The following is a 25,224-nucleotide window of genomic DNA, read 5'->3' as shown; positions in this document are numbered from 1 at the left end:
CCGGGAGGGGGCGGGTGAAAGCGGGGCCGGTAGCCGGCCCGGACGCTATGGCAGCGAAATCGTCAGGTGCGCGGCACGCGGACCCAATTTGACGATGTCGTGGTACGGCGCCATCGCCGTCTGCATCTCGGTGTTCAGGAAATGGCGCATCCCCAGAAACGCCAGCAGGCCGAGCAGCGCAAAGACAGCCATGATCGACCACAGCGGCACGTCGCGTTTCAGCGTGTGCGCCACCTTGTCGGGCAGCGGCCAGTGCGGCGCGAAGCCGGTGCGCTTGCCGCGCAGCAGCGCGATCTCGTCGCCCAGCCGCGCAGTCAGATAGCCGAGTTTTTCCTGGCCCTCGATCAGGTACTTGCCCTGAAAGCCGAGCAACAGGCACATGTAATAGATCTCAAGCGATTGCAGGCGCGGCGCGCCTTGGGCGCGCAGGTCTTCCAGCCGGGCAAAGAAATTCTCGCCGGCCAGCTGTTCGCCGAACAAGGTGAGCTGCAGGGGCTGCAGCATCCACGCATCGCGAATGGCGAACTGCGAATTCAGCACGGTCTCATCCACCGCGGCGCAGAATGCATACTTCGTGGCGTACACGTCCTCCGCGGGAATATCCATTTTCTTGGCGGCGCGTTCGTAGTCCGCCAGAAACTGCTGCACCCGCGCCGAGAACGCCGCGGCGTCGGTGGGCTCCTGTCCGCTCTTGAGCAGGAACAACATCAGGAAGCCGTCATACAGCAAGTCCAGCAAGGACCGGGCCGGACGGCTGGCGTGGAACTCGGCGGCCCGGGGCGGCAGGGTGGCGCCGGGCATCAGGGAGGGAGCGTCTGCGGTCATGGAAGTACGTGTCCTGTCAGCGGGTGACTGCAATCAAATCCAGCTTGAGTTCAGGGATGCCGGCGGGCGCGTAGATCGCGATGCTGCGCGCTTGCAGCATGCGGTCATAGAGCGAACCTCGCGCCTGTAGCGCGAAATACACCGCCCCGGGCTTGACGGGCACCGCCGGCGGCACCTGCGGCGTGTAGGCCAGCGGCACGCCGGGCATGGCCGACAGCACCAGCTTGTCCACGTCTTCCGGCGCGCCCACCTTAAAGCGCATGGGTACGCTTTCGGATAGTTCCGAGGCAGGCATCGCGGCCTGCACCGCCAGATACAGCGACGTGGTTTCGTCGAGCTTTTCCGAATCCAGCCTGCCCATGTGGAACGACGGCCGCAACTCTTCCAGCACGATGGAGAAGTAGCGTGTGGAGATCACCGTTTCCAGCAGGTCGCGCAGGATTTCGTCCATGCGGGCAAACGCCGGGCCGGGCGCGTCATGCCGGTAGACGGGCAGGTCGGCCAGCGTATGCAGCTTGGAGAACGTCATCAGTGCGCCCGCCAGCCGCGCCAGTTCCTGGAACAGGCGTTCCGGGTGGAGCTGCGGGTGGTGAAACAGATGCGACAGCGTGGCGTAGGCCTCGTTGGCCGTGTGCAGCAGCCAGAACGAGGCGACGTCGCCCGAGCGGAACTCGATGATGTTCTTGCTGGGTTCGCGGTGAAAGCCGTACAGCGCATTCACCTTGGCCTGCAGCGCGTCCAGCAGGCGGCGCAGCTGTTCATGCAGGGCGCCAGAGGCCGTCAGCGACAGGCTCGGCGCAACGAAGGTGGTGTCCAGCTCATAGCCCGCGCTGGCGGTGCGGCGCACGCGCGCCACCGGAATGGCCAGCAGGGCGTCGCGCGGTTCGAATTCCGAGATCAGGCGCACGTCTTTGCGCAGGAACGCCAGCTCAGCCGTGGTGGCCCCGGTGTACAGGTCGGGGGCCGGCGCATTGTTGTGCGTGTAGCGTGAGTCGAAGCTGGCTGCCGATTGGCCATCGCGGTAATTGCCGCCAATCGCCTTGAGCGGATGGATGGCCAGGTAAAAGACCGCTTCGGTGACGCCATCCAGCGCGGTCAGCGCAACCGGCGGCGGCAGTTCATCGCCGTGGGGGGCGTTGTAGAGTTCACCGTCCGGAAACACCGCGCTCATCTCGGTGGCGCGCAACATGCCATTAGCTAGCGCCGATGCATCGAAGCGCGCGGCGCGCAGGCCCCACGCATAGGGATGCAAGGCGCGGGCCATCTCGGCCAGCCGGTCTTCGTGATAGGCATCCTGCCGCTGAAAATGTTGCGGCCTCAGAAACAACCCTTCGCCCCAAAGGACTTTGGCTGAGTGACTCAAGTTGGCGCTCCCTTTGCTTGTCTTTCCATGTCTTCATATAGAAGTCGGGCCTACGCGCAATGCGCGTCAACCGGGACACTGCACGCCGGAAAGGCGTGCCGGGTCATAGGCTGGCAGGCCCGCCGGCAACGTGGGTTTGCCAGTGGCGACGGTGAGCGCACACGCGTGCGCGCCCAGCACAATCCCACTGTCTTCCACGTCGTCGACCTTGAATACATACTTCCAACGCATCGGCGCGGGCGCGTAGAACAACCCGGCGATCGCGATGTAATCGGCTTGCTTGGGGACCTTTTCGACGGCGTCGAACCGTTGGCCGGGTGTGAGCGTCAGCTCACGTATTCCCAGCACGGATTCCCCGAGCGTGGCTTTCTCGGCAGCAGTGTCTATCAATTGCGTGAGCGGCGCACGTTGGAATTGCTCAGGATTCTTCAGGTAGTATATTTTTGTAACTACAGCCATCGACTGTCCGCTGCTGGCATTCAAATTTTCTCCGGCATGGATCGTCAAATTCACCTCGACAGGCGCGTTTTCGGGCTTTTTCAAGCCCGCCATCTCCATCGCATTTCCGGTCAAGCCGGCCACCGCGCCGATGGCTGATACGGCCGCACATCCAGTAATGACGGTGCTTGCAAGCGAGCAAGCCGCGACTGCGAAGAAGCGTGATAAATGGATATGTTTGGACATGGCCCTTTATACCGGAAGTGTGTGAAGCAATACAGATCGCAGCACGTTAAGCGCAATTTCGACGCAAGTAACATGAAGACACGTGCTGTAGCGCTGGGCTAACAAAAGGTTGTTGAAATACGGCCCCTAGTTACAACCCCGCTAGGTGCTTAAAAATGCGCTTTCCTCGCCTCGTCGTTCTCGCAGGTGTCGTTGCCCTAATGGCCGGCTGCGCGTCGGTAAAACCGCAGTCGGAAACCGAATACAAACAATCCATGGCCGAAGCGGAAAAGGCGCTTGAGCAAAAGAGCGCCGACCAGGCCGTCGCGCAATTCGAGGAGATTGCGGTCCGCAATCCGTCCAAGGGATTGCCGTGGTCCTACATCGCGAAGATTCGTTTCGACGAACAGAAATATGGTCAAGCCATCGTCGCGGCCGACGAGGCGCTGAGCCGCGATCCGGATGATTTCGTGGCTAAGAGCGTGCGCGCCGTCGGCGGCCTGCGCGTGGCCATGCAGTCGCTGGCGGACCTGCGCGCCGATGCGTTGCTGGCGGGCAATGCGCGCGCAGACGCCGTGGCCCTAGCCGCGGCAATGCGCGAGACGCTGGGGCAGGATGTGCTGTTTCCGGAAGGCCGCCGCCCGCCGCCGCGTCCGCGTCAGCCGCCGCGCAAGGCCGACCCCGCCCCGGCGAGCGCGTCGCCTTCTAGCGCCGCCCCTACGGGCGCAGTACCCGCCGCATCGACGTCTGCCGCACCCAAGGTCACTCCCAGCGCCGCGCCGGGGGCCGCATCCAATGCGTCGCCCGCCGCAACCCAGCCCGCCCAGCAGCCCAACCGCGCGCCGAACCCGTTCGGCGACCTGCTTACCAAGTGATTCGCCCAGGCCGCGCCGGCTAGCCCGGCGCGCCTGACCGACCGCCACGATCCTTTGCACGGAGCCATCCATGGCCAAGAAAGAAAGCGTTCAGAAACGATTGCAGAAAGTCCGTCCGCCGCGCGTTCAGCTCACGTATGACGTGGAGAAGGGCGACGCCATCGAACAGAAGGAGCTTCCCTTCGTCGTGGGCGTGGTGGGGGACTTTTCGGCGCAATCCGAAGCCGAGCTGCCGCGTCTGAAGGACCGCAAGTTCGTCAACATCGACGTCGACAACTTCGACGACGTGATGCGTGGGCTGGAGCCGCGCGCCGCGTACCGCGTCAAGAATGCGCTGACCGAGGAAGGCGGCACGTTCGGCGTGGATCTGAAGTTCCGCTCGATCGAGGATTTCCGCCCGGAAGCCGTGGTCCAGCAGGTGGATCCGCTGCGCGAACTGCTCGACATCCGCACCAAGCTGGCGGACCTGCGCAACAAGCTGGCGGGCAACGACAAGCTGGAAGACCTGCTGGGCGAAGTGTTGTCCAGCACCGAGAAGCTGCAACAGTTGACCAGCGAGACCGACAAGGGAGGCCGCAATGAGTAATTCCGCCGCTGCACAGAACACCGCTGCCGCTCCGGCCGACGCGCAAGGCGGCCTGCTGGACCAGATCGTCGAGCAAAGCCGGGTCGCCAAGTCGACGGCCGAGCACGATCGCGCAAAAGACATCATCGGTGAGCTGGTGCGTGAAGTCATGAAGGGCACCGTGGTGGTGTCCGACAATCTTTCCGCGATGCTGGACGCGCGCGTGGCCGAGCTGGACCGCCTGATCTCCGCGCAACTGAGCGAGGTGATGCACGCGCCGGAATTCCAGAACCTGGAGAGCACGTGGCGCGGCCTGCACTACCTGTGCCAGGAGACCGACACCAGCCCGATGCTGAAGATCAAGGTGTTGAACACTACCAAGCGTGATCTGGTTCGCGACTTCCAGACCGCAATCGACTTCGACCAGAGCCTGATGTTCAAGAAGGTCTACGAAGAAGAATTCGGCACGTTTGGCGGCGCGCCGTTCGGCGCATTGCTGGGCAACTTCGAGATCACGCGCCAGCCCGAGGACATGTACTTCATCGAGCAGATGTCGCACGTGGCCGCGGCGTCGCATGCGCCCTTCATCGCCTCGGCCTCGCCCGAACTGCTGGGCCTGGACAGCTTTGCCGACCTGGGCCGCCCGCGCGACCTGGCCAAGGTGTTTGACACCGTGGAATACACCAAGTGGCGCAGCTTCCGCGATTCGGAAGACTCCCGCTATGTGGGCCTGACCATGCCGCGCTTTCTGGGCCGCCTGCCCTACGATCCGGTGGAAGGCACCACGGTCGAAGGCTTCAACTTCGTCGAGGACGTGGACGGCACCGACCACTCGAAGTACCTGTGGTGCAACGCGGCGTGGGCGTTCGGCGCCCGCCTGACGGCCGCGTTTGCCGACTTTGGCTGGTGCGCCGCGATCCGCGGCGTGGAAGGCGGCGGTCTGGTCGAGAACCTGCCGACCCACACGTTCAAGACGGACGACGGCGAAATCGCGCTCAAGTGCCCGACCGAAATCGCAATCACGGACCGCCGGGAAAAGGAACTGAGCGATCAGGGCCTGATCCCGCTGGTGCATTGCAAGAATTCGGACTACGCGGCCTTCTTCGGCGCACAGTCGGTGCAGAAGGCCAAGAAATACAACACGGACAGCGCCAACGCCAATGCGGTGTTGTCGGCGCAGCTGCAGTACATCTTCTCGGTGTCGCGCGTGGCGCATTACCTGAAGGCGATGATGCGCGACAAGATCGGCAGCTTCGCGTCGGCGCAGTCCGTTGAGAGTTTCCTGAATCGCTGGGTGTCGCAGTACGTGCTGCTGGACGACAACGCGACGCAGGAACAAAAAGCGCAGTTTCCGCTGCGCGAAGCTTCGGTGCAGGTGGCCGAGGTCCCGGGACGTCCAGGCGTCTTCCGCGCCGTGGCGTTTTTGCGGCCGCATTTCCAGCTTGACGAACTCTCGATCTCGTTGCGCCTGGTTGCCGAACTGCCGGCTCAGGCTCAGAAATCCTGATCGTCATTGCACTGACCACTCATCCATTGAAAGAGGTTATCAACAATGAAGGACATCTACGTCAAGTTCGGCAATCCGGCGCTCAAGGGCGAATCGCAAGACAAGGACCACCCGGACTGGATCGAAGTCAGCTCGTGGCGCCATGAAATCATCCAGCCGCGTTCGGCCACGGCGTCGACCTCGGGCGGCCATACCGCCGAGCGCACCGAACACGGCGAAATGGTCTTCACCAAGGATCTGGACGTGGTCAGTCCGCTGCTGTATCAGCACGCGTCCGGCGGCACGACGTTCGATGAAGTCACCATCGATTTCCTGCGCGCGGACGGTGAGGGCAATCGGGTCAAGTACCTGGAAATCAAGCTCAAGTACGTGATCATTGCGCGCGTGGCGCCGGAAGTGGTGGCCGAAGGCCTGCCGCACGAGTCGTTCTCGCTGAAGTACGCCGCCGTGCAGTGGAAGTACACGCAGCAGAAGGTCGGCGGCAACCAGGGCGGCAACGCCCAGGGCGCCTGGAGCCTGACCAAGAACGACAAGACCTACTCGGTCTGATCGCTGCCAGGTTGCCAAGAGACCGCGGCCCGAGCCGGGCCGCTGTCCATTTTTTTGCTGTCTCCGGATTGATCAGGCCCCGATGAAAGGATTCGAACCGAGTCTGTTCGACAAGCTGTTCGAGGCGGAGGGCCAATCGCCCTATGCGCTGCGCCGCCTGTCGATCGAAGAGATGAAGGAAACGGTGGCGCGCGACATCGAGGCCTTGCTGAACACCCGCATGGTGTTCACCGAGGAAGACCTGCGGCGCTTCCCCAACTGCCAGCGGTCGGTGCTGACGTACGGCCTGTCGGACTTTTCCGGATTGAGTCTTGCCAGCCACTATGACCGCGAATTCATCTGCCGGTCGCTGGAGCAGGCGATCGCGCGCCACGAGCCTCGCCTGACGCACGTGCGGGTGATGCTCCAGGTGGACAGCCGCGCGACGTCGGTGCTGTATTTCGCGATCACGGCGATGCTGGACGTGGGACCGGCCCACGAGCCCGTCACCTTCGACGCCACGTTGCAGCCCTCGACGCTGCAGTACTCCGTGACCAAGGGCTGGGCCAAGAGCCCGGCCACGGTCTGAGTCCCCATTCGTAACGCAGGTGCATTGGCGCGCTGGAAGGAAAGACAACAATGGAAGAATTGCTGCCTTATTACGAGCGCGAACTGGGCTTTCTGCGCTCGTCGTCGCGCGACTTCGCCGAACGCTACCCGAAGATCGCCGCGCGGCTCGGCCTGTCGGGCGAGACCTGCGAAGATCCGCACGTTGAACGCATGATCGAGTCGTTCGCCTTGTTGAGCGCGCGCATCAACAAGAAGCTGGACGACGACTACCCTGAATTCACTGAAGCGTTGTTCGAGGTGATGTACCCGCATTACCTGCGGCCATTTCCCTCTTGCAGCATCGCGCAGTTCGACCTTGGCGGCGCGGGCGCGCAACTGACCGCGCCGGTCCGGATTGCGCGCGGCACGGAACTGAAGTCGCACCCGGTGCGGGGCGTGTCGTGCCGGTTTCGCACCACCTATGAGGTCACGCTGGCGCCTGTCGAAGTCCTGCGCGCCGGCTTTGAGTCCAGCGCCAATGCGCCCGCCACGGCCAAGCTGCCGGCCGGCGTGACCGGGCGCTTTTCCGTCACCCTGCGTTGCCTCGGCGAGAACCAGCATTTCGGGGCCCTGGGCGTGGACCGGCTTCGGGTGTACCTGCACGGTGAACCGTCATTCGTGGCGGCATTGCGCGACGCGCTGTTCCTGCGCGCCGCCGCGGCCTATGTCGAGCTGCAACCGGGGCGCTGGGATCGTCTGCCCGCCATTCCGGTCGGGCAGGTCGGGCTGGCGGAAGAAGACGCGCTGATCGACTTTCCGGCCAGTTCGCACCCGGCGTATCGCCTGCTGGCCGAGTACTTCGTGTTTTCGGAAAAATTCAACTTCGTGGACATCGACCTGGCCGCGCTGCGCCCCTATCTGGGCACGGTGCGCCAGTTCACGCTGCACCTGCCGGTAAGCGGCCTGCGCGCGGATTCCAATACCGCGCGGCTGCTGGAGTCGACGTCCGCCGACAATCTGCGGCTCGGTTGCACGCCGGTATCGAACCTGTTTTCGCAGCGTGCGGATCCCATCCGCGTCACGCATGCGTCGGCGTCGTACCCTGTGGTGGCGGACGCGCGGCGGGCCTATGGTTACGAGGTCTATTCGATCGACCGCGTGCGCCAGGTGCGTCAGAACGCGCAGGGCGATGCGGTCGTGGAATTCAGGCCGTTCTATTCGCTGCACCATGGCGAGTCGCCCGAAAAGGCGGGCCACTACTGGACGATGCGGCGCGATGCATCGATGGCGCAGCGCAGCCCGGGCTACGAGACGGAGATTTCGATCGTCGATATCGATTTCGACCCGTCGGTGCCGCAGACCGAAACGCTGAGCCTGGATCTGACCTGCACCAATCGGGACTTGCCGTCGCAGATTGCGGTGGGCCAGGCGGGCGGCGACCTGTTTTTGGAAGGCGGTTCGGTGGCGCGCACGATCCGCATGCTGCGCCGCCCGACGCATTCGCACCGGTTCCAGCAGGGCCGCGCGGCGCATTGGCGCCTGATTTCGCATCTGGCGTTGAACCATCTGTCCCTGGTGCAAAGCGGTTTGCCGGCGCTCAAGGAAACGCTGCGCCTGTACGACCTGTCCGGCTCGGCCGTGGCCGCGCGCCAGATCGAAGGGCTGGTCGGACTGGACTACAAGCCCGCCACGCACTGGATGCCGGGCGAACCGTTCGCCACCTTCGTGCGCGGCATCGAAATCCGGTTGACCGTCAATGAAGACCACTTCGTGGGCACCAGCCTGCACACGTTCGTGGCGGTCATCAACCGCTTCTTCGGCCTCTATGTGCACGCGAACAGTTTCGTGCAGTTGGTTGTGTTGTCGCGCCGCGGCGCGGAGGAACTTCTACGATGCCCCCCTTGCAACGGCGACGCCATCCTAGCGTGATGGACGCGCTGCTGGCCGAGCCGCAGCGCTTCAAGTTTTTTCAGGCGGTGCGCCTGCTGGAGCAATGTTTTGCGCGGCAGGAGCGCGGAGCGACTCGTCATCCGGTGCCGGTGCACCTGCGCTTTCCCAACGCGCCGGGCCTGGGCTTTCCGCCCAGCGAGATCGTGGATGCGGTGGCGTACGACAAGAACGGCGAAGTGCTGGCGGACGAGGCTGCGCGGCAGGCCGCCGTGGCCGAAGGCAGGCTGGGCCGCGTGGACGTGACGCCCGCATTCTTTGGCCTCTTGGGCGGGCAGGGCGCATTGCCGCTGCACTACTCGGAAATGCTGGCCAACCGCGAAAGCCTGCGGCGCGACAGGGGCGCACGCGCGTTCTTCGACATTTTTTCGAATCGGGCGGCGGCGCTGTTCTACGCGGCGTGGAAGAAGTACCGCATGCCGCTGCGGCACGAAACCGAACAGGACCATCATTACCTGCCGCTCCTGCTGGCCTTGGGCGGCATCGGCCATCCGGCGCTGCGGGACCGGCTGCACAACGGCGCGGGCCGCGTCTATGACGAATCGATCGCGCACTACGCGGCGGCGGCGCGTCAGCGGCCGGTGTCGGCGCCGTACCTGCAGCGCGTGCTTCAGGATTACTTTGGCGTGCCGCTGCGCGTGGAACAGTTCGTCGGCCGCTGGTATGACGTGCCGCCGCAGAACCGCACGCAGCTTGGGCATCCTGGCGCCGTGCTGGGCGTGTCGGCGCTTGCTGGCGACCGCATCTGGCAGCGCGACCTGCGCATCCGGCTTTGGATCGGCCCCTTGTCGGGCCAGGCGTTCACCGACTTCCTGCCGGGTGGCGAGCGCGCGCAGGCGCTGGAGAAACTGCTGACGATGTTCGGCGGGATGACGTTCGAATACGAGGTGCGGCTGGTGCTGGCGCGCGAGAGCGTCACCCCCAGCCAGTTGGGCGGGGGCGGCGAGGTGCGCCTGGGCTGGAATTCGTTCCTCTGCACCGAGCCCGCCCGGCAAGACCGCGACGACGCCAGTTACGAACTGCACACCATTCATTGACCCCATCACCCTCAGAGACTCATGGCCACACCGCTGAAGACCTTGATCGGAAAGCTCAACCAGACCTGCCGCCAGGCCGCCGAACGCGCCGCCAGCCTGTGCATGGCGCAAGGCCACTACGAAGTGGATCTGGAGCATCTGTTTCTGGCCTTGCTGGAAAAGCCGGCCAGCGACGTGAGCGTCATCGCGCAGCGTTGCCACATCAAGACCGACGCGTTGGAGGCGGACCTGAATGCGGAAATCGGCCGCTTCAAGAACGGCAATACGCGCACCCCGGTGTTTTCGCCGCATCTACCCAAGCTGTTTGAACACGCGTGGCTGATTGCGTCGCTCGATACCCAGACGACGCGCATCCGGTCCGGCCACCTGTTGCTGGCCCTGCTGACCGAGCCCGATCTGGCGCAACTGGCGCGGCGCGGATCGACGCTGTTCGAATCGTTCCGGCTGGATGCGTTAAAGCATGACTTTGCTGCCTTGACGGCCGGTTCGGAAGAGGCCGGGCAAGCCGTGGGTTTTGCCGATGGCGCGGGGCCGCAGGGCGACGCTGGCCAGCCGGCGCCCGCGCTGTCGGCCACCCCGGCCCTGGACCAATACACCACGAACCTGACCGAACGCGCCCGCGAGGGCAAGATCGACCCGGTGATCGGGCGGGACGCCGAGATCCGCCAGATGATCGACATCCTGACGCGGCGGCGGCAGAACAACCCCATCCTGACCGGCGAGGCGGGCGTGGGCAAGACGGCGGTGGTCGAGGGATTGGCGCTGCGCATCGTCTCGGGCGACGTGCCGCCCGCGCTGGCCGAGGTGACGCTGCGCACGCTGGACATGGGTCTGCTGCAAGCGGGCGCCAGCGTCAAGGGCGAGTTCGAGAACCGCTTGAAGAACGTCATCGACGAGGTCAAGAAGAGTCCGTCGCCCATCATCCTGTTCATCGATGAAGCCCACACCATGATCGGCGCGGGCGGGCAGGCGGGGCAGAACGACGCGGCCAACCTGCTCAAGCCGGCCCTGGCGCGCGGCGAACTGCGCACCATCGCCGCGACCACCTGGAGCGAATACAAGAAGTTCTTCGAGAAGGACGCCGCGCTGGCGCGCCGCTTCCAGGTAATCAAGGTGGAGGAACCGGACGAGACGCTGGCCGCGTCGATGTTGCGCGGCATGGCGCCGCTGATGGAGCGCCATTTCGGTGTGCGCATCCTGGACGAAGCGATCAGCGCGGCGGCCCGGCTGTCGCATCGCTACATCACCGGCCGCCAGTTGCCCGATAAGGCGGTCAGTGTGCTGGATACGGCGTGCGCGCGCGTGGCGTTGGGCCGCAGCGCCACGCCGGCCTTGATCGATGATGCGCGGCATCGCCTGACGCGCCTTCGCGCCGAACAGGCGGCGTTGCAGCGCGAAGCCGCCACGGGTGCGTCGCACGCGCGCCTGGACGAATTGCGCGACGAGATCGCGGCGGTTACGCAGACTTTGGCCGATGCCGAGTCGCGCCATGCGGCGGAAATGGACCTGGTGGAGCGGATACACGCCTTGCGGGCGGAGCTGGAGACCGCGCCGCAGGAAGCGGCCGCGGAGGCGTCCGCGGGGACGCCGCCGTCCTCGTCGCGCCGCAAGGCCGCGCAGGCCGTGCCGCTGACGCCCGCGCAGCAGCGTCTGGCGGGCTTGATGGACGAGCTGCGGGCGTTGCAAGGCGAACAGCCCCTGGTGCCGGCCTGCGTGGACGCGCAGATCGTGGCCGAGATCATCTCGGCATGGACCGGGATTCCGCTGGGCCGCATGGTCAACGACGAGATCCGCACGGTGCTGCAATTGCAGCCGCTGCTGGCCGAACGGGTGATCGGGCAGGACCACGCGCTGGAGGCCATCGCGCAGCGCGTTCGCACGGCGCGCGCCGGGCTGGAAGACCCGGACAAGCCCAAGGGCGTGTTCCTGTTCGTGGGTCCGTCGGGCGTGGGCAAGACCGAGACCGCGCTGGCGCTGGCCGACATTCTTTATGGCGGCGAACGCAAGCTCGTCACGATCAACATGAGCGAGTACCAGGAGGCCCACAGCATTTCGGGCCTGAAGGGCTCGCCGCCGGGCTATGTGGGCTACGGCGAAGGCGGCGTGCTGACCGAGGCGGTGCGCCGCCAGCCCTACAGCGTGGTGCTGCTGGATGAAATCGAAAAGGCTCACCCCGATGTGCTGGAGCTGTTCTTCCAGGTCTTTGACAAGGGTGTGATGGACGACGCGGAGGGGCGCGAAATCGACTTCCGCAACACGCTGATCATCCTGACGTCGAACGTCGGCTCCAGCGCCATCATGCAGGCGTGCCTGAACAAGCCGGCCGCGGAGCGCCCGACGCCGGACGCCTTGTCCGAGCTGTTGATGCCGCAGTTGTACAAGGCATTCAAGCCGGCCTTCCTGGGCCGCATGAAGACCATTCCTTACTTCCCCGTGGACGATGACGCGCTGGCGCACATCATCGAACTGAAGCTGGGCCGCATCGCGCGCCGCGTGGCGGCCACGCACCGCGCGGTGTTCGAATGGGATGAGGCGCTGGTCGAGGCGGTGCTGGCCCGCTGCACCGAAGTGGACACGGGGGCGCGCAATGTCGATCACATCCTCAATGGAACGCTGCTGCCCGAGATTGCCGGGCAGGTCCTCAGCCGCATGGCGCAAGGTGAGGCGATCGCCAAGATCCGTGTCAGTGCGGGCAAGAACGGCGAATTCCGCTTCCGCATGAGCTGATTCAAGACAGAGAGGTTACGCCAACATGGCTCAGACACTTGCCGCCGCCAGCCCATTGGGCGCGGGCTTCACGCAGGCCGACCGCCTGCTCGACCTGTGCACGCCGCTGGGGCCGGACAAGCTGCTGGCCGAGCGTCTTCAGGGCACCGAGCAACTGAGCGATGGCGGCTTTGCGCTGATGGTCGATGCGCTGTCGGACGATGCGCATGTGCCGCTGAAGTCGCTGATCGGCCAGCCGGCGCAGGTAAAGCTGCAAACGGCCTTGGGCCGCGACGCGCATCGCGTGTGGTGCGGCCTGGTGACGGAGGCGCGCTTTGAAGGGGCCAACGGCGGCTTCGCGCGCTACCGGCTGCGCATCGAGCCGTGGCTGGCGCTGCTGCGCCAGCGCCGCGACAGCTTCGCCTTCCAGGACTTGTCGGTGATCGACATCGTGGACAGCGTGTTCGGGGACTACAACGGGCAGGGCGCGGTGGCGGCGCAGTGGCGCTGGGAAGTGAAGGACCGGGACGCTTACGCCAAGCGCAGCCTGACCATTCAGTACCGCGAGACCGACTACGCCTTTGTCGAGCGGCTGCTGGCCGAAGAGGGGCTCTTCTATTGGGTCGAGCACGAGGCCGGTGACGGCGCGCCGGGCGGCCATACCGTGGTCATTGCCGACCACAACGGCGCATTCAAGGCCGGGCCGCAAGACAGCATCAAGTTCCAGCGGGCGGACGCGACCGAAACCGAAGACACCATCCAGGCGTGGCGCCAGCGCCGCGCGTGGCGCACCAACGCCGTGCGGCTGGCCACGTGGGATTACCGCGCGATGCAGGCGCGGCGGGTCAGCGCGCAAGTCGAGGACAAGCTGGCCAACGCCGTGGAACTGGCGGATTCGGACTACCCCGGCCAGTATCTGTTCGAAGACGGCGCCCAAGGCGAGCGGCTGGCGCACAACGCGTTGGCCGCGCAGCGGGTGCGCCAGTCGTTGCATGAAGGCGAGGGCACAGCGCGCACCTTGGCCCCGGGGCAGCGCTTTACGCTGACGGGGCATTTCGGGCCGTCGCAGGGGGCGGGTGCGGAATTCGTGGTGCTGCGCATCGCGCACGAGGCCCGCAACAATTTCGATGAAAGCCTGGGCCGGGCGGTGGCCGACGCCCTGGGCGCGGCAGGGGAAAACCAGGACCAAGACAACGCCGATGGCGCCGGGGCGGATTTCTATCGCAACCGCTTCGAGGCGATCGCCGCCACGCTGGAGTACCGTCCCAGCACGCTGGATGGCCACGGCGCGCGTCTGCATCCCCGTCCCACCGTGCACGGCGCGCAGACGGCGCTGGTGGTCGGGGCGAATGATCCGGTCCATACGGACCGCGACCATCGCATCAAGATCCAATTCCATTGGCAGCGCGGCAGCGCGTCCAGCAATCGCCAGGATCACCCCGCGGGCGAAGACAACGCGCCGGCCAGCGACGCGCTGGGCACGTGGGTGCGCGTGGCCGAACCGGTGGCGGGATCGGACTGGGGCGGTCACTTCGTGCCCCGCCTGGGCCAGGAGGTGCTGGTGCAGTTTATGCACGGCGACATCGACCGGCCGGTGGTGGTTGGCGCGCTGTATAACGGCGCGGGCAGCGAGAACGCCGCCAACAACCAGGTGCAGGCCGGCGCGGCCAAGGCCACCGGCAACGCGCCTGCCTGGTTCGCGGGCAGCGAGGCCGGGCACGCGCACAACGTGGTGATGTCGGGCTTCAAGACACAGGCGCTGGCCGATAGCGGGCAGGGCATGGGCGGCTACAACCAGTTGGTGCAGGACGACACGCCGGGACAGTCGCGCCTGACGGCATCGACCACGCAGGCCGAGGCGCGGCTGAACCTGGGCCACCTGAAGCAGCAGCGCGACAACGAGCGGCTGTCGGACCTGGGACATGGTGCGGAACTGGCGACCAGCGAGGCAGTGGCGTTGCGCGCGGGCGAGGGCCTGCTGATCAGCGCGGACAAGCGCGAGGGCGCGACGGGCGGCCTGCTGGATAGCGAGCCGGCCATCCAGCAGATGGAAAAGGCCATCGAGCAGGCCAAAGAGCTGTCGGCCACGGCGGCGCGCCAGGAAGCGAAGTTGTCCGGCGACGGCGACAAGACGCGTCCGCTGGATGAACTGGACGCCGTGCGCAAGATCATCGAAGGCACCCGCGCCGAGGAGGGCGCGCAGGTGCCGGCGTACAGCCTGCCGCACATCCAGGTCAGCGCCCCGAAGGGCATTGGCCAGTACACGCCAAAGAACGCGTTTGCCGTGGCGGGCGCCACCTTGTGCCAGGTGGCGCCGGACGTGAACTGGGCCGCCGGCGCGCACCTGTCCCTGTGCGTGGCGCAGGGCGTGGTCTTGTTCACCAAAGGCTTGGGCGGCGACGGCCGGGCCGTGCCGGAGAAAGGGATCCGGTTGCACGCGGCAGGCGGGCAGTTGCGGATGCAAAGCCAGAAGGCGCGCATGCGCCTGGCCGCCGAGAAGTCGGTGACGCTGGCCTCGGCCCAAGGCGCCGTGGACGTGAACGCATCGAAAAAGGTGCTGGCCACCGCGGCCGGCGCGTACATGCGGATCGAGGGCGGCGGGATTCAATTGCATGCGCCAGGCAAGGTGGAATTGAAGGCGGGTGTGCATAACTGGGTGGGACCGCAAAGCGGAACCGGCCCGGCGCAGCCGCCGCAGGGCGATATGGAAGGCTGCGCCGCGGCGCTCGAAGACGCGGCCGGCAGCGGCGCATTGGCGGCATGATGGCATCGTCAACGCCCCGTCTTGCGCAAGCGTCTCAAGGACGTTGGGAACCGCCTCGCGCCGAGGACTGTGTCGAACGCGCCATCGCGGGCTTGCGGGCGGTGCTGGACGGCCGCGCCAGCCGGCGCGTGCTGCTCTTGTGCGATTCCACCTTGGCCGATCCGCTGGCCGACGACATCGCGGCTGCGGGATTGGCGCGACGCGAGGTCGATCTGATCTCGCAGGGCGCGGCCGCGCCACCGCTGTATCTGGCAGAGGTGCCGGACGAGATCCGCCATGAGCGGCTGATCAACGCCAGCATCCGCGTGGCGGTGGACGAAGCCTTGCGTCCCGCGCCCGCCGCCAAGCGCCCGCGGTCGATGGCGGCGTGGCTGGCCACGGACCTGCCGCTGGCCGAAGTGGCGCAGCGGCTCGCGCTGCGCGCCCGTTTGCGCGACGCGCAGGCGCGCGTGCGCATCCTGCGATTCTGGGATCCACGCACCACGCAGTACCAGAGCGAGCTGTATGCGGGCACGGCGCCCGCCTCGTGGATACCGGGCGTCACGTGGATGACGATAGACGGCTTTGCGCGCTGGCAGGTGCTGCCCGATGTGCCGGGTCCGATGCAGACCGTGACGCCTGACTGGCCGCGCCTTGCGCGGCTGGGACGCATCAACGCGGTGCTGCAGCGCTTGAACGCGAAAGGCCTGTGCGTGGGGCCGTCCGTGCTGGACGCGGTTCGCCGCGCGCTGGACGCGGCCGCGGATTGCGGGATTGACGACGATGAAGACGCGGCGCTGTTCGCCGCCTGGCGTGTGCGCCTGGACGCGCCGCTGGAACGTGCGCCGTCCTTCGCGGCCTTGCTGCGCGAGGTGCAAGAAGAAGGCGGCCGCCTGCGCGGCGCCGCGCAGGACATGGACGACGAGGATTGGCAGCGGTTTGCGCAAGAGGCGCACGCGCGGGAGGATCTGCAAGCATGACGACTGACTACGACGCGTTGCCCTGCAAGGGCAAGTTCTGCGGCCGGCCGGGGCTGCCCATCCTGCCGATGCGAATTGCGTACGTGCCGGGCGGCAAGAACGATTTGCCCGACGGCGTGTACATGGATCCCGAGCTGTACTACGAGACCATGCGCCAGGGCGCCTACATGCTGCGCGCCATCACCGCCGGCTACGTGTACCTGTGGGATCCGCGCCGCAGCTACGGCTGGCGCGCGTTCGCGGCCACGGCAACGGGGCAGATGAAGGAAGTGCCGGTTGACGACGACAACCGACCGTCCGAGCAACCGACGTTCACGTGCACGCGCGAAGGCCACGGCCTGGAATCCGCGTTGATCAACGTCGAGGCGCCCGCAAACGCGTCGCGCAGCGTGTGGGTCGGCTATTCGCGCGTGTGGTGGACGCAGGATATCCGCCGCGAGCTGGCGCGCAATGATCGCTGGCGCAAGAAGGTCATGGTGGAGCTGGACGCCAAGGCCGTCTGGGCGGGGGGCTACCCCAAGCCCGAAACCGGCTTTCGCGTGGCGGAAGACGGCGCCAATCTGGCCAAGCATTCGATCGAGTTCCGGGACGCCGCCGGCGCGGCGACCTTGTTTGCCAACACGCTGACCCCCGGCGTCAGCGTATTTGGCGGGCAGGCGGCGGAGATGGCCGGCAAGATGCGGCAGATGACGCCCAAGGGCGGCGTGGCGCTGGCGCTGCGCGACCCGGTGGGCGTGCTGGCCGACATTTCCACCTGGCGCAACAAGTGCATGGGCGAGCTGGCCGAGCATCATCTGGAGCCCACCCGGCTGCGCGAGGTGGCGGTGGCGCAGATCATCGACGGGCTGGAAAAGCAGATGGACTCGTCCAGCGACGAACGCCAGCGCTTGCGCGAGCGCATCGACACCGGCAAGGTCGCCAAGACGCTCAGCGACAACAAGGCGGCCATAGCCCGCATGCGCGACAAGATCGAGGGCGCGGGCAAGGACTGGGCCTGGTGGTATGGCCGCGATACGTTCTGGCTGGCCTGCAAGGCATATTCGCCCAAGGACGCCGCCGCCGGCGAGCGCCTGGAAGACGACATGGCGATGTGCGTCGATGGGGCGGGCGCGGTGGCCAGCGAGCACAAGGCCATCGATGACGCGCTGAAAGACGAGGACATGGTCGACGGCACCTACGAGGCGCTATGGCGATCGCTGGCGGGCAACGATGGCGACTTGCTGGCCTTCCTGAACCGGGAAGGCAAAGGCAAGGTGATCTCCAAGCAGGTGTCCAACCTGCGCAAGATGGTCAAGAGCTACAACGATTGGATCAAGTTGCGGGCGGCCGAGGGGAAGCTGCCGCCCATGCGGGCGGCGGGCTCGGCCATTGGCCGCTTCATGGCCACGCAGCTTTTGCGTATGACCCTGTCGGGCGACCCCATCGCCGAACGGGTGGCGGCGCGCGTCACGTTGTCCGTGTCGGCGCGCATGAACATCGTGGTGGCGGTGCGCACGCATACGACGACGCTGCCGCGAATGATCGCGGACATGCACCAGATCGTCTGGGAGCCGAATCTGACGTCGGTCACGGTCGGCGGCGGGGGCGGGATCTACGCGAACAAGCACATGCAGTCCGGCTGGATCGGCACGCAGGCCGAACGGTCCACCCCGCTGACCATCAACTACATCATTCCCGAGGAGGTCGACGCGCAGCTGAACGCGGCGGCCAACGCGCCGCCGCCTTCTCGCCCCGCGGCCTCGCCGCAATTGTCCCTGCCGTCGCCGCCCAGGGTGCTGGCCTTGCCGGCGCCCACGATGTCGCCGCTGGCGGGGCTGGTCAAGTGGGCAAAGACGCGGGACGGCCAGAACGCCAGCGCGACGGGCGTGTTGACGCTGGTGGCCCTGTACACGTCTGTGTCGGACTTGAACAAGGCCGACGCCATCGGCGATGCGAAGGCGGCGCGCAAGGCGTGGTTCGGCATCACGTCCGGCGTGTTGGGCGTGGGCAGCGTGGCGATCGAAGCCACGGCGGGCGCGATCGGCGCGCGCGTGGGCACGAATACCGCGTATTCGATGAACCTGACCCTGAACATGCGTCTGGCCACGGTGCGCACGGCGGGCGCGGTGTTTGCCGCTGCGGCCACGTTTGTGGATGGCGCCAACAACGCGCTCAGCGCCGTGGATCAATATGACGTCAAGAACTACGAGGCGGGCGGCGCGTATGCGACTTCCTCGATGTTCCTGTTGCTGTCCGGCCTGACCGGCGTGGCCGCGTCGCTGGTCAGCCTGGGCGGCGCTTTCAGCGCGGCGGGCGTGGTGGCGGGCGCCGGCGGGTTTGGCAGCGCGATGGTCGGGTTGACGAGCGGCGGCACCGTGCTGCTGGGGATTCCGGTCTGGGGCTGGATCGTGCTGGGCCTGTGCCTGCTTGCGGCGGGCCTGTATTTCAAGTTCTGGGGCGATAGCGCCAAGGACAGCGAGCTCGAAATTTGGTACACCCGTTGCTGCATGCGCTCGGCCGCGTATGAAGACGTGAAAGACCGCCCGCCGTTCGAGAACCGCGAAGAGGAACTCGATGCGTTCAACCGTGCGGTGTTCGGCGTGCGTGTGACGCTGGACTGGAAGGGCCTGTGGCAAGGCGAAATTTTTGGCCGTGACCGGCTGGTGCTGGAAGTGATGATGCCCGGCTATACCGAACACAGCGACTACGCCTACAGCCTGAAGCTGGTGGGCGAGGGCGTCAGCGCCGTGGTGTCCAGCAAGGGGTCGATGCGTTCGAATGACCCCGAATTGCAGCCGCGCGGCCCCTCCAATGCGCAGCTCGTGCAAGGCCGGCCCAAGCCGGAAACGTGGGCCGACCGCATGGACAAGTACGTGGACAACATGGCCTCGCGCCCGGGATGGGCCGATGCGTGGCGCTGGATACGCAAGGACCGGAGCCAACCCATCGAGTTCACGAGCAAACCGTGGGAAGAGGTCGTGAAGTTCAACGTCAGCAATGGCTGCGCGGTGCTGCGCACCGAGGTGCTGGTCGATGACGACATCTTCCAGGAAGCGATCATCAAGGTCGAATACTGGCCCGATCCGGACCGCATGCCTGACATTCGCTCGGTGCCGATGGGCGGCAACGGGTCCAATCTGATAAAAGCAAACAATTGAGCCGGCGATCCGCCGGATGATTTCGCAAACGACAGACCAGCATGGGCGGCAAGCATGAAAAGCAGTGAAGGGATCCAGGCGGCGGTGTACACGCGATGGCATCAGTTGTCGGTGCCGTTGGCGTTCGTGCTGGCGGCGGGCAGCTTCATGCTGGTGGTGCTGAACCGGGGGCCGATCGGGTTGGGCGCGGCGCTGGCCGTGCTGGGCCTGCTGGTGCCGCCGCTGGTGGCGTTCAAGGGCTTTCCCACGCGCAACGCCGTCAGGGTGACGCCGGATGGCCTGGAGTTTTCGCGCCGGTCGCCCATCGCCTTTGCCGACCTGAGCAGTTGGGGCACGGACGACTACCTGAAACTGGTCCGCCCCGGCCTTCCCACGCTGCTGGTCAGCCCGGCGGACCTGCCCAGCCGCGAAAAGCTGCTGCGCGAATTTGAAGCGGCGCTGGCCGCGTGGCAGGCGCGGCAGCCGGCGGGCACGGCGGCCGCGCGCCGCACGCATTTCTACGGATCGACGGGCGGGCGTCTGGTGGGCGGCGTGATCACGGCCCTGGGCGCGGGCTCGGCCATCATGGCGCTGAACCTGCGCGAACCGTCGATCTCGCTGGCGGTGGTGGGCGGGCTTGGCGCGGTGTTCGGCCTGGCCCTGCTGTTTGGCAAGCGGGGCTGAGGGCGGCGGCAGACCGTTACGCGACCCCATGGCAACGACATTTCAGCTGGACACGCTCAAGATTCGGATGAGCGAGGCGGCGCTCCAGCGATTGGACCTGCATCAGCGCATCCAGCGGGCGCTGCGCGCGCTGATCCTGGACGGCGCGCTGGGCCCGGGGGTCAAGCTGCCCGCGACGCGCGGCCTGGCCAAGTCGCTGGGCGTGTCGCGCGACACCGTCGAGAATGCCTATGTGCAGCTGCACCGCGACGGTTACATCGTGCGCCGCGAGGGTTCGGGCAGCTATGTGTCCGAGACGGTGGGCATCGAGCTCCGGGGCGCGACGCGCAAGCGGGCAACGCCGGAGCGCAAGCCGGGCGCGGCGCAGCCCGGGACAGGCCTGAGCCGGCGCGGGCGGGCGATCCTGGAGAGCGGCGGCGTTTCCGATCAGCAGGTCATCAGGGCGTTCGCCACCGGACTGCCCGAGACGCGCACGTTTCCCACCGGTGTCTGGGAGCGCCTGCAGCGCCAGGTCATGAAGGACAGCCGCGCCCACGTGCTGCTGCATGGCGACCCGCAGGGCGCAGAACCGCTGCGCCGCGCGATCGCGGCCTACCTGAACCTGGAGCGTGGCGCCAAGGTGTTGCCTGAGCAGGTGCTGGTGCTGAGCAGCACCCGGCAAGCGCTCTTTCTGTGCGCGCAACTGCTGGCGGACGCAGACAAGCCCATCCTCATGGAGAATCCCGGCTACTTCGGCGCTCGCAAGGCGTTCGAAGCCGCGGAGACGCGGATCGTACCCATCGACGTCGATGCGCAGGGCATACGCACGGACCTCTTGCACGCGGACCGCAGCGGCGCCAGTTGCGTCTACGTGACGCCGTCGCACCAGTATCCGACCGGTGTGACGTTATCGCTGGAACGCAGGCTGGCGCTGATCGGTTGGGCCGCAAGCCATGGCAAGTGGATCATCGAGGACGACTACGACAGCGAATTCCACTACGACGGGTTGCCGACCGCTTGTGTGCAGGGCCTGGACCGGCATCAACGCACCTTGTACCTGGGCACCTTCAGCAAGACGCTGTATCCCGGCCTCCGGATGGGATACATGGCGCTGCCGCTGGAACTGGTCGACGCCTTTTCACGGGCGCGCAGCATCATGGACGGGCACACCCCGCAGATACTGCAACTGACGCTGGCCCGTTTCATGGAAGACGGTCATTACCATACGCACGTGCGGGCGATGCGCAAGCTGTACGCGGGACGCCGCGAAGTGCTGCTGGCGTCGCTGGTAAAGCGGCTGGGCGGCGTCGTGCAGGCCGTGCGTCCGCCGGGCGGCTTGCAGATTCCATGCCTGCTCCAGCCGGGCTGGACCGAGGAAAAGACCCTCCGTCTGGCAGAGCGCGCCGGTCTGCGCCTGCCCGGACTGAGCCGGCTGTATGCCGGCGAGTTCAAGCAGCCCGGCTGGCTGTTGGGCTACGCGTCGCTGACGGCCTACGAGATCGAGGACGCCGTGCTGCGTCTGGCGAACGCGTTGTCAAGCGCCTGACCGGCCTTCACGGGTCAGAATGAAGGCCCGGCCGCCATGCATCAGCAGGTGCGCGGTCAGGCCGGCCACCAGTCCCCAGAATGCGCCGCCCACGCCCAGCAAGGTCACGTTTGCGGCGGTGGCCAGGAACGTGATGAGCGCCGTTTCCCGGGTGCGTGCGTCGGCCATGGCGTTGGCCAGGCTGCCGCCGATGGCGCCAAGCAGCGCAAGCCCGGCCAGCGTGGTGATGAAGGCCTTGGGCAGCACCATGAACAGCGTCGCCAACGTGACGCCGAACGTGCCCACCAGAATGTAGAACACGCCGCAGGCCAGACCTGCGATGTATCGCTTGGCGGGATCTTCATGGGCATCCTTGCCGGTGCAGATGGCCGCGGTGATCGCCGCGACATTGAACGCGTGCGCGCCAAAGGGCGCCATGACGAGCGAACCCAGCCCCGTCACGGTCAGGATCGGATTCGCGCTGGTCCGGTAGCCGTCGTTGCGCAGCACCAGCATGCCGGGCATGTACTGGCCCGTGAGTGTGATGATGAAAAGGGGCAGCGCGACGCCCAGCAAGGCCTGCAACGAGAAGCTGGGCATTTCGAACACGGGCGCCGCCAGGCGCAGATGGACGGCCGAGAAGTCGATGCGGCCTTGCACGATGAGCAGTCCGAGACCGATGGCCAGGATGCCGACCACGGCAAAGCGCGAGGTAAAGCGCTTGAGCAGCGCGTAGGAGATCACCAGCACGATCACCAGCAGGGGGTCGGCGCTGGCGCCGCCGAAGGCATTGACGCCGAACTGCAGCAGGATGCCCGCCAGCAGGCCGGCGGCAATGCCGCCCGGGATCCTGCGCACAAGCTTTTCAAAAGCGCCCGACAGCCCCAGCGCGATGAAGCCCATCGCCGAAAGCATGTACGCGCCGATGACTTCGCCATAAGGCGTGAATGGCATGACGGTTGCCAGGAACGCGACGCCGGGCGTGGACCACGCCGTGATGATCGGCGCCTTGTAGCGCCAGCTCAGCAGCGCGCCGGTCACGCCCACCCCGACGGAAACCGCCCATACCCAGGAGGTGGTTTGCGCCGGCGACAACCGGGCCAGCTCGGCCGCCTGGAACACCAGGACGAAGGTGCCGCCGTAGTTCACCAGGACCGAGATCAGGGCTGCGACGGTGGGGGATAGGAAGTCGGCGGGTCTGAGACCCGCCCGAGGTGCTGTCATGAGTGGCTCCGCATTCAAGAGGCGCCCGGCCGCAGGCCGGACTTGAACGGGGAGTCTATGAGGAACGCGGTACGTTGATACCCGCCACATGCGGTAGAACGGGCAGACCGCTTTGGGCCTTTCGGTGGCGACTACGCTATTCTTCGGTCGGTCGTTCCCTTGCCGGCAGGGGCGTCGCTTCAGTAGCGCAAGGCCAGGCTGACCAACGTGGTGCGTCCATCCCCCAGCGCGACGGCGTTGCGCACGCCGCCCGCGTAATACTGTTTGTCGAACAGGTTGTTCATGGTCAGGGCCGCCCGCCAACGCCCCGCGTCATAGGCCACGCCCGCATCGGCCACCAGATATCCGGGAATGTCGTAGCCGTAGGTATAGCGGCTTCCTTCTGCACGAAGGCCGCCCGTCAGCTCCCAGCCGGCCAGGCTGCCCTGCATCCGATAGCGCGCCGTCACGTTGAAGCTGTGCCGCGGCACGCTGTTGAGCCGGGTGTTGTTGGTGGAGGGCACTTGGCCGCCATCGTCCACGACCACGGCCGATAGATAGGCGTAGCCGCCCATGAGGCTCAGGCCATTGCCCAGGTCCGACGCCCACCCCAGTTCCGCGCCGCGTGTGCGCTGCTTGCCGACCGCGATGCTGTAGCCGTCATTCACCGGGTCCGCCTGCAGGACGTTGCGCCGCTCCAGGTCGAACGCGGCCACCGTGATGCTGGTGGCGCCGTCGTCAAGATCGATCTTCACGCCGGCTTCCCATTGCCTGCCGCTTTCGGGCTTGAAGGTGTTGCCGTCGACGTTGGTGCCGCTGTTGGGATAGAACGACGTGGCGTAGCTGATATAGGGCCGCACGCCAGGCAGGATCTCGTACATCAGCGCGCCCGAGCCGGTGATGGCGTTATCGCTGCTGTCCTCGCGGGCTTGCGTGAGATGGTCGGTCGAATAGGTGCTGGCGGTGTCATGGCGCAGGCCGAAGACCGCGTTCCACCGTTCGCCCAGGGCGATCTGATCGCGGGCATACACGCCGATCGCGCGCACGGTGGTGCTGCTGTCGGTGCGCGGATTGGCCGGGCAGTTGATGGGGCTGCCGTAAACCGGCTGGTAGACGTCCAGATCCCGCACCGAGCAGTTGTACGACAGGCTGTTTTCGCGGGTGCGCAGGTAATCCACGCCGACCGTGATGTCGTGGGCGCCGAATCCCGTTTCGAATCTGCGCTGCGCGTTGGTGTCCAGCGTGATCGTGTCGCCGTCCCAGTGCTGGTCCGTGGCGGTGCGCCGCAGCGTCCGATTGTCGGCGCGCAGCAGGCCATTGGCGACCAGTTGGCCGTTGAGCGTGAACGACTGCCAACGCGCGTTCTGGTTGACCGTCCAGCCATTGTCGAAGCGGTGCGTCAGCGCGTAACCCACGCGGCTCTGGTAGCCGCGATAGGGGTCCTGGCCGGGCTCGCCGGTGAAGCGGTCCCGGGGGATGGCGCCATTGGGGTTGGACTGGACCGTCCCGACGATCGGCAGTCCCTGCTGGCGGATGTAGCGGCGTTCCTGGTAGCTGGTCAGGATGGTGAAATCCGTGCGCGGACCCAGATCCAGCGACAGCGACGGGGCGATGAATCGATTCTTGAACCACACGTGGTCGGTTTCGTCATTCGAATTCATGGCCAGGCCATTGACGCGAAACGCCGCCTTGCCGTTGTCCGACAGCGGGGTGCCCATGTCCAGCGTGGCCTGCCGGAAATCGTGGCTGCCCAGCGTGGTGGCCGCTTCGGCGAAGGTTTCGGCGCGCGGGCGCTTGCTGACCATGTTGACCAGGCCCCCGGGAAGGACCTGGCCGTAAAGCAGCGAGGCCGGCCCCTTCAGCACTTCCACTTGCTCCACACCGAACAGCTGTTCGGCGACGCGGTTGCTTGCCGCCGTGCGCAGTCCGTCCAGAAACAGGGAATCCGAGGCGACCTGGCCGCGGATGATGAGGTCGTCCCAGCCGCGGCGGCCAAACTGATTTGCGACCACACCGGGCACGTTATGCAACGCGTCGGCCAGGGTCTGCGCCTGCTGCGCGTCCAGAACCGAGCGGGGCACGACGGTGATCGACTGCGGCGTCTTGGACAGGGGAACGGACGACTTGTTGACGGCGGGCGGCGCGACCGGGTTGAAGAGTCCGTCCTGGCCGGCGTCATCGTCGCCGGTGACGCGCACGGCGGGCAGTTGCACGGGGGAATCGGCAGTCTGAGCGACAGCGGCAAAGGGGGCGGCCAGCACGATGGCGGCGGCCAGTGCCGAATAGGAATTCAAGGGCATGGAAGGACGGCGGGCGCAGGAGAAGCGGTGGGTATGCATGCGCGGCGGCACGCTTGATCGATGATCAACGCGCTTTGCGAATGAGAATAACAACGATTAATTATAAGCACTACAATGCGCGTTGGGCGC

18 protein-coding genes are annotated in these 25,224 nt (G+C 66.3%); 13 read left to right on the top strand and 5 right to left on the bottom strand.

The genetic code is table 11. From position 1 onward, the window contains the following. Window positions 1-45: 45 nt before the first annotated feature. The 3 genes from icmH to tssJ form a co-directional block, all read right to left on the bottom strand. Entirely contained in the window at window positions 46-825 is a 780-nt protein-coding gene (icmH, locus tag HV786_RS05260) for a type IVB secretion system protein IcmH/DotU (RefSeq protein ID WP_056325715.1), read from the bottom strand. A gap of 16 nt (window positions 826-841) precedes the next feature. Next, window positions 842-2,188: a type VI secretion system baseplate subunit TssK gene (gene tssK / locus HV786_RS05255; protein WP_056325717.1), complete on the bottom strand. Its 1,347-nt coding sequence runs from the start codon at window positions 2,186-2,188 to the stop codon at window positions 842-844. A 66-nt stretch (window positions 2,189-2,254) separates the two neighbouring features. Then, window positions 2,255-2,872, bottom strand: a complete 618-nt coding sequence (tssJ, locus tag HV786_RS05250; protein WP_128829292.1) for a type VI secretion system lipoprotein TssJ — start codon at window positions 2,870-2,872, stop codon at window positions 2,255-2,257. A gap of 254 nt (window positions 2,873-3,126) precedes the next feature. On the opposite strand from tssJ, the gene HV786_RS05245 reads away from it, so the two are divergent. From HV786_RS05245 to pdxR, 13 genes are all read left to right on the top strand, one after another. Then, a complete protein-coding gene (locus HV786_RS05245; protein ID WP_254599447.1) occupies window positions 3,127-3,726 on the top strand; it encodes a tetratricopeptide repeat protein in 600 nt (199 codons plus the stop codon). A 70-nt stretch (window positions 3,727-3,796) separates the two neighbouring features. Then, window positions 3,797-4,312 (top strand): type VI secretion system contractile sheath small subunit, encoded by a 516-nt coding sequence (tssB, locus tag HV786_RS05240; protein WP_056325727.1) that lies wholly within the window; start codon window positions 3,797-3,799, stop codon window positions 4,310-4,312. Next, window positions 4,305-5,798 (top strand): type VI secretion system contractile sheath large subunit, encoded by a 1,494-nt coding sequence (tssC, locus tag HV786_RS05235; protein ID WP_056325730.1) that lies wholly within the window; start codon window positions 4,305-4,307, stop codon window positions 5,796-5,798. The genes tssB and tssC overlap by 8 nt, the downstream gene beginning before the upstream one ends. Before the next feature lie 45 nt (window positions 5,799-5,843). Next, window positions 5,844-6,347, top strand: a complete 504-nt coding sequence (locus tag HV786_RS05230) for an Hcp family type VI secretion system effector (protein ID WP_006226591.1) — start codon at window positions 5,844-5,846, stop codon at window positions 6,345-6,347. 82 nt (window positions 6,348-6,429) lie between these two features. Then, window positions 6,430-6,915: a type VI secretion system baseplate subunit TssE gene (tssE, locus tag HV786_RS05225; protein WP_056325732.1), complete on the top strand. Its 486-nt coding sequence runs from the start codon at window positions 6,430-6,432 to the stop codon at window positions 6,913-6,915. Between the two features lie 50 nt (window positions 6,916-6,965). Continuing rightward, a complete protein-coding gene (gene tssF, locus HV786_RS05220) occupies window positions 6,966-8,804 on the top strand; it encodes a type VI secretion system baseplate subunit TssF (protein WP_128829293.1) in 1,839 nt (612 codons plus the stop codon). After that, window positions 8,768-9,859, top strand: coding sequence for a type VI secretion system baseplate subunit TssG (gene tssG / locus HV786_RS05215; RefSeq protein ID WP_175210219.1), 1,092 nt, complete (start codon window positions 8,768-8,770; stop codon window positions 9,857-9,859). Before tssF ends, tssG begins: the two co-directional genes overlap by 37 nt. Before the next feature lie 21 nt (window positions 9,860-9,880). After that, a complete protein-coding gene (gene tssH / locus HV786_RS05210; protein WP_175210217.1) occupies window positions 9,881-12,586 on the top strand; it encodes a type VI secretion system ATPase TssH in 2,706 nt (901 codons plus the stop codon). A gap of 25 nt (window positions 12,587-12,611) precedes the next feature. Then, window positions 12,612-15,329: a type VI secretion system Vgr family protein gene (locus HV786_RS05205; RefSeq protein WP_175210215.1), complete on the top strand. Its 2,718-nt coding sequence runs from the start codon at window positions 12,612-12,614 to the stop codon at window positions 15,327-15,329. After that, on the top strand, window positions 15,326-16,288 hold the full coding sequence (locus tag HV786_RS05200) for a DUF4123 domain-containing protein (protein WP_254599446.1): 963 nt from the start codon (window positions 15,326-15,328) through the stop codon (window positions 16,286-16,288). Before HV786_RS05205 ends, HV786_RS05200 begins: the two co-directional genes overlap by 4 nt. Then, window positions 16,285-19,425 (top strand): T6SS effector BTH_I2691 family protein, encoded by a 3,141-nt coding sequence (locus HV786_RS05195; RefSeq protein WP_175210213.1) that lies wholly within the window; start codon window positions 16,285-16,287, stop codon window positions 19,423-19,425. The genes HV786_RS05200 and HV786_RS05195 overlap by 4 nt, the downstream gene beginning before the upstream one ends. A 54-nt stretch (window positions 19,426-19,479) precedes the next feature. After that, the gene (locus HV786_RS05190; protein ID WP_175210211.1) at window positions 19,480-20,088 is read left to right on the top strand and encodes a hypothetical protein; all 609 of its coding nucleotides are present in this window, start codon (window positions 19,480-19,482) and stop codon (window positions 20,086-20,088) included. A 28-nt stretch (window positions 20,089-20,116) separates the two neighbouring features. Then, window positions 20,117-21,613: a MocR-like pyridoxine biosynthesis transcription factor PdxR gene (pdxR, locus tag HV786_RS05185; protein WP_175210209.1), complete on the top strand. Its 1,497-nt coding sequence runs from the start codon at window positions 20,117-20,119 to the stop codon at window positions 21,611-21,613. Here the strand turns inward: pdxR and HV786_RS05180 are convergent. Together HV786_RS05180 and HV786_RS05175 are read right to left on the bottom strand one after the other, a co-directional pair. Then, window positions 21,602-22,816 (bottom strand): benzoate/H(+) symporter BenE family transporter, encoded by a 1,215-nt coding sequence (locus tag HV786_RS05180; RefSeq protein ID WP_128830164.1) that lies wholly within the window; start codon window positions 22,814-22,816, stop codon window positions 21,602-21,604. The two genes, pdxR and HV786_RS05180, sit on opposite strands and share 12 nt — an antisense overlap. A gap of 179 nt (window positions 22,817-22,995) precedes the next feature. Beyond that, complete coding sequence (locus HV786_RS05175) at window positions 22,996-25,095, bottom strand: TonB-dependent siderophore receptor (RefSeq protein WP_128830163.1); 2,100 nt, start codon at window positions 25,093-25,095, stop codon at window positions 22,996-22,998. Between the last annotated feature and the right edge of the window lie 129 nt (window positions 25,096-25,224).

Origin of the sequence: Achromobacter mucicolens (assembly GCF_902859725.1) — a bacterium.
GTDB classification, from domain to species: domain Bacteria; phylum Pseudomonadota; class Gammaproteobacteria; order Burkholderiales; family Burkholderiaceae_B; genus Achromobacter; species Achromobacter mucicolens.
This window is presented reverse-complemented; position numbering and strand designations above follow the sequence as displayed.

Coding starts and splice junctions, on each gene's coding strand:
- tssH (WP_175210217.1), top strand. CDS start 9,881: ATGGCCACACCGCTGAAGACCTTGATCGGAAAGCTCAACCAGACCTGC.
- HV786_RS05245 (WP_254599447.1), top strand. CDS start 3,127: ATGGCCGAAGCGGAAAAGGCGCTTGAGCAAAAGAGCGCCGACCAGGCC.
- tssB (WP_056325727.1), top strand. CDS start 3,797: ATGGCCAAGAAAGAAAGCGTTCAGAAACGATTGCAGAAAGTCCGTCCG.
- tssC (WP_056325730.1), top strand. CDS start 4,305: ATGAGTAATTCCGCCGCTGCACAGAACACCGCTGCCGCTCCGGCCGAC.
- tssG (WP_175210219.1), top strand. CDS start 8,768: ATGCCCCCCTTGCAACGGCGACGCCATCCTAGCGTGATGGACGCGCTG.
- HV786_RS05195 (WP_175210213.1), top strand. CDS start 16,285: ATGACGACTGACTACGACGCGTTGCCCTGCAAGGGCAAGTTCTGCGGC.
- tssF (WP_128829293.1), top strand. CDS start 6,966: ATGGAAGAATTGCTGCCTTATTACGAGCGCGAACTGGGCTTTCTGCGC.
- HV786_RS05180 (WP_128830164.1), bottom strand. CDS start 22,816: ATGACAGCACCTCGGGCGGGTCTCAGACCCGCCGACTTCCTATCCCCC.
- HV786_RS05200 (WP_254599446.1), top strand. CDS start 15,326: ATGATGGCATCGTCAACGCCCCGTCTTGCGCAAGCGTCTCAAGGACGT.
- HV786_RS05230 (WP_006226591.1), top strand. CDS start 5,844: ATGAAGGACATCTACGTCAAGTTCGGCAATCCGGCGCTCAAGGGCGAA.
- tssJ (WP_128829292.1), bottom strand. CDS start 2,872: ATGTCCAAACATATCCATTTATCACGCTTCTTCGCAGTCGCGGCTTGC.
- pdxR (WP_175210209.1), top strand. CDS start 20,117: ATGGCAACGACATTTCAGCTGGACACGCTCAAGATTCGGATGAGCGAG.
- icmH (WP_056325715.1), bottom strand. CDS start 825: ATGACCGCAGACGCTCCCTCCCTGATGCCCGGCGCCACCCTGCCGCCC.
- HV786_RS05205 (WP_175210215.1), top strand. CDS start 12,612: ATGGCTCAGACACTTGCCGCCGCCAGCCCATTGGGCGCGGGCTTCACG.
- tssE (WP_056325732.1), top strand. CDS start 6,430: ATGAAAGGATTCGAACCGAGTCTGTTCGACAAGCTGTTCGAGGCGGAG.
- HV786_RS05190 (WP_175210211.1), top strand. CDS start 19,480: ATGAAAAGCAGTGAAGGGATCCAGGCGGCGGTGTACACGCGATGGCAT.
- HV786_RS05175 (WP_128830163.1), bottom strand. CDS start 25,095: ATGCCCTTGAATTCCTATTCGGCACTGGCCGCCGCCATCGTGCTGGCC.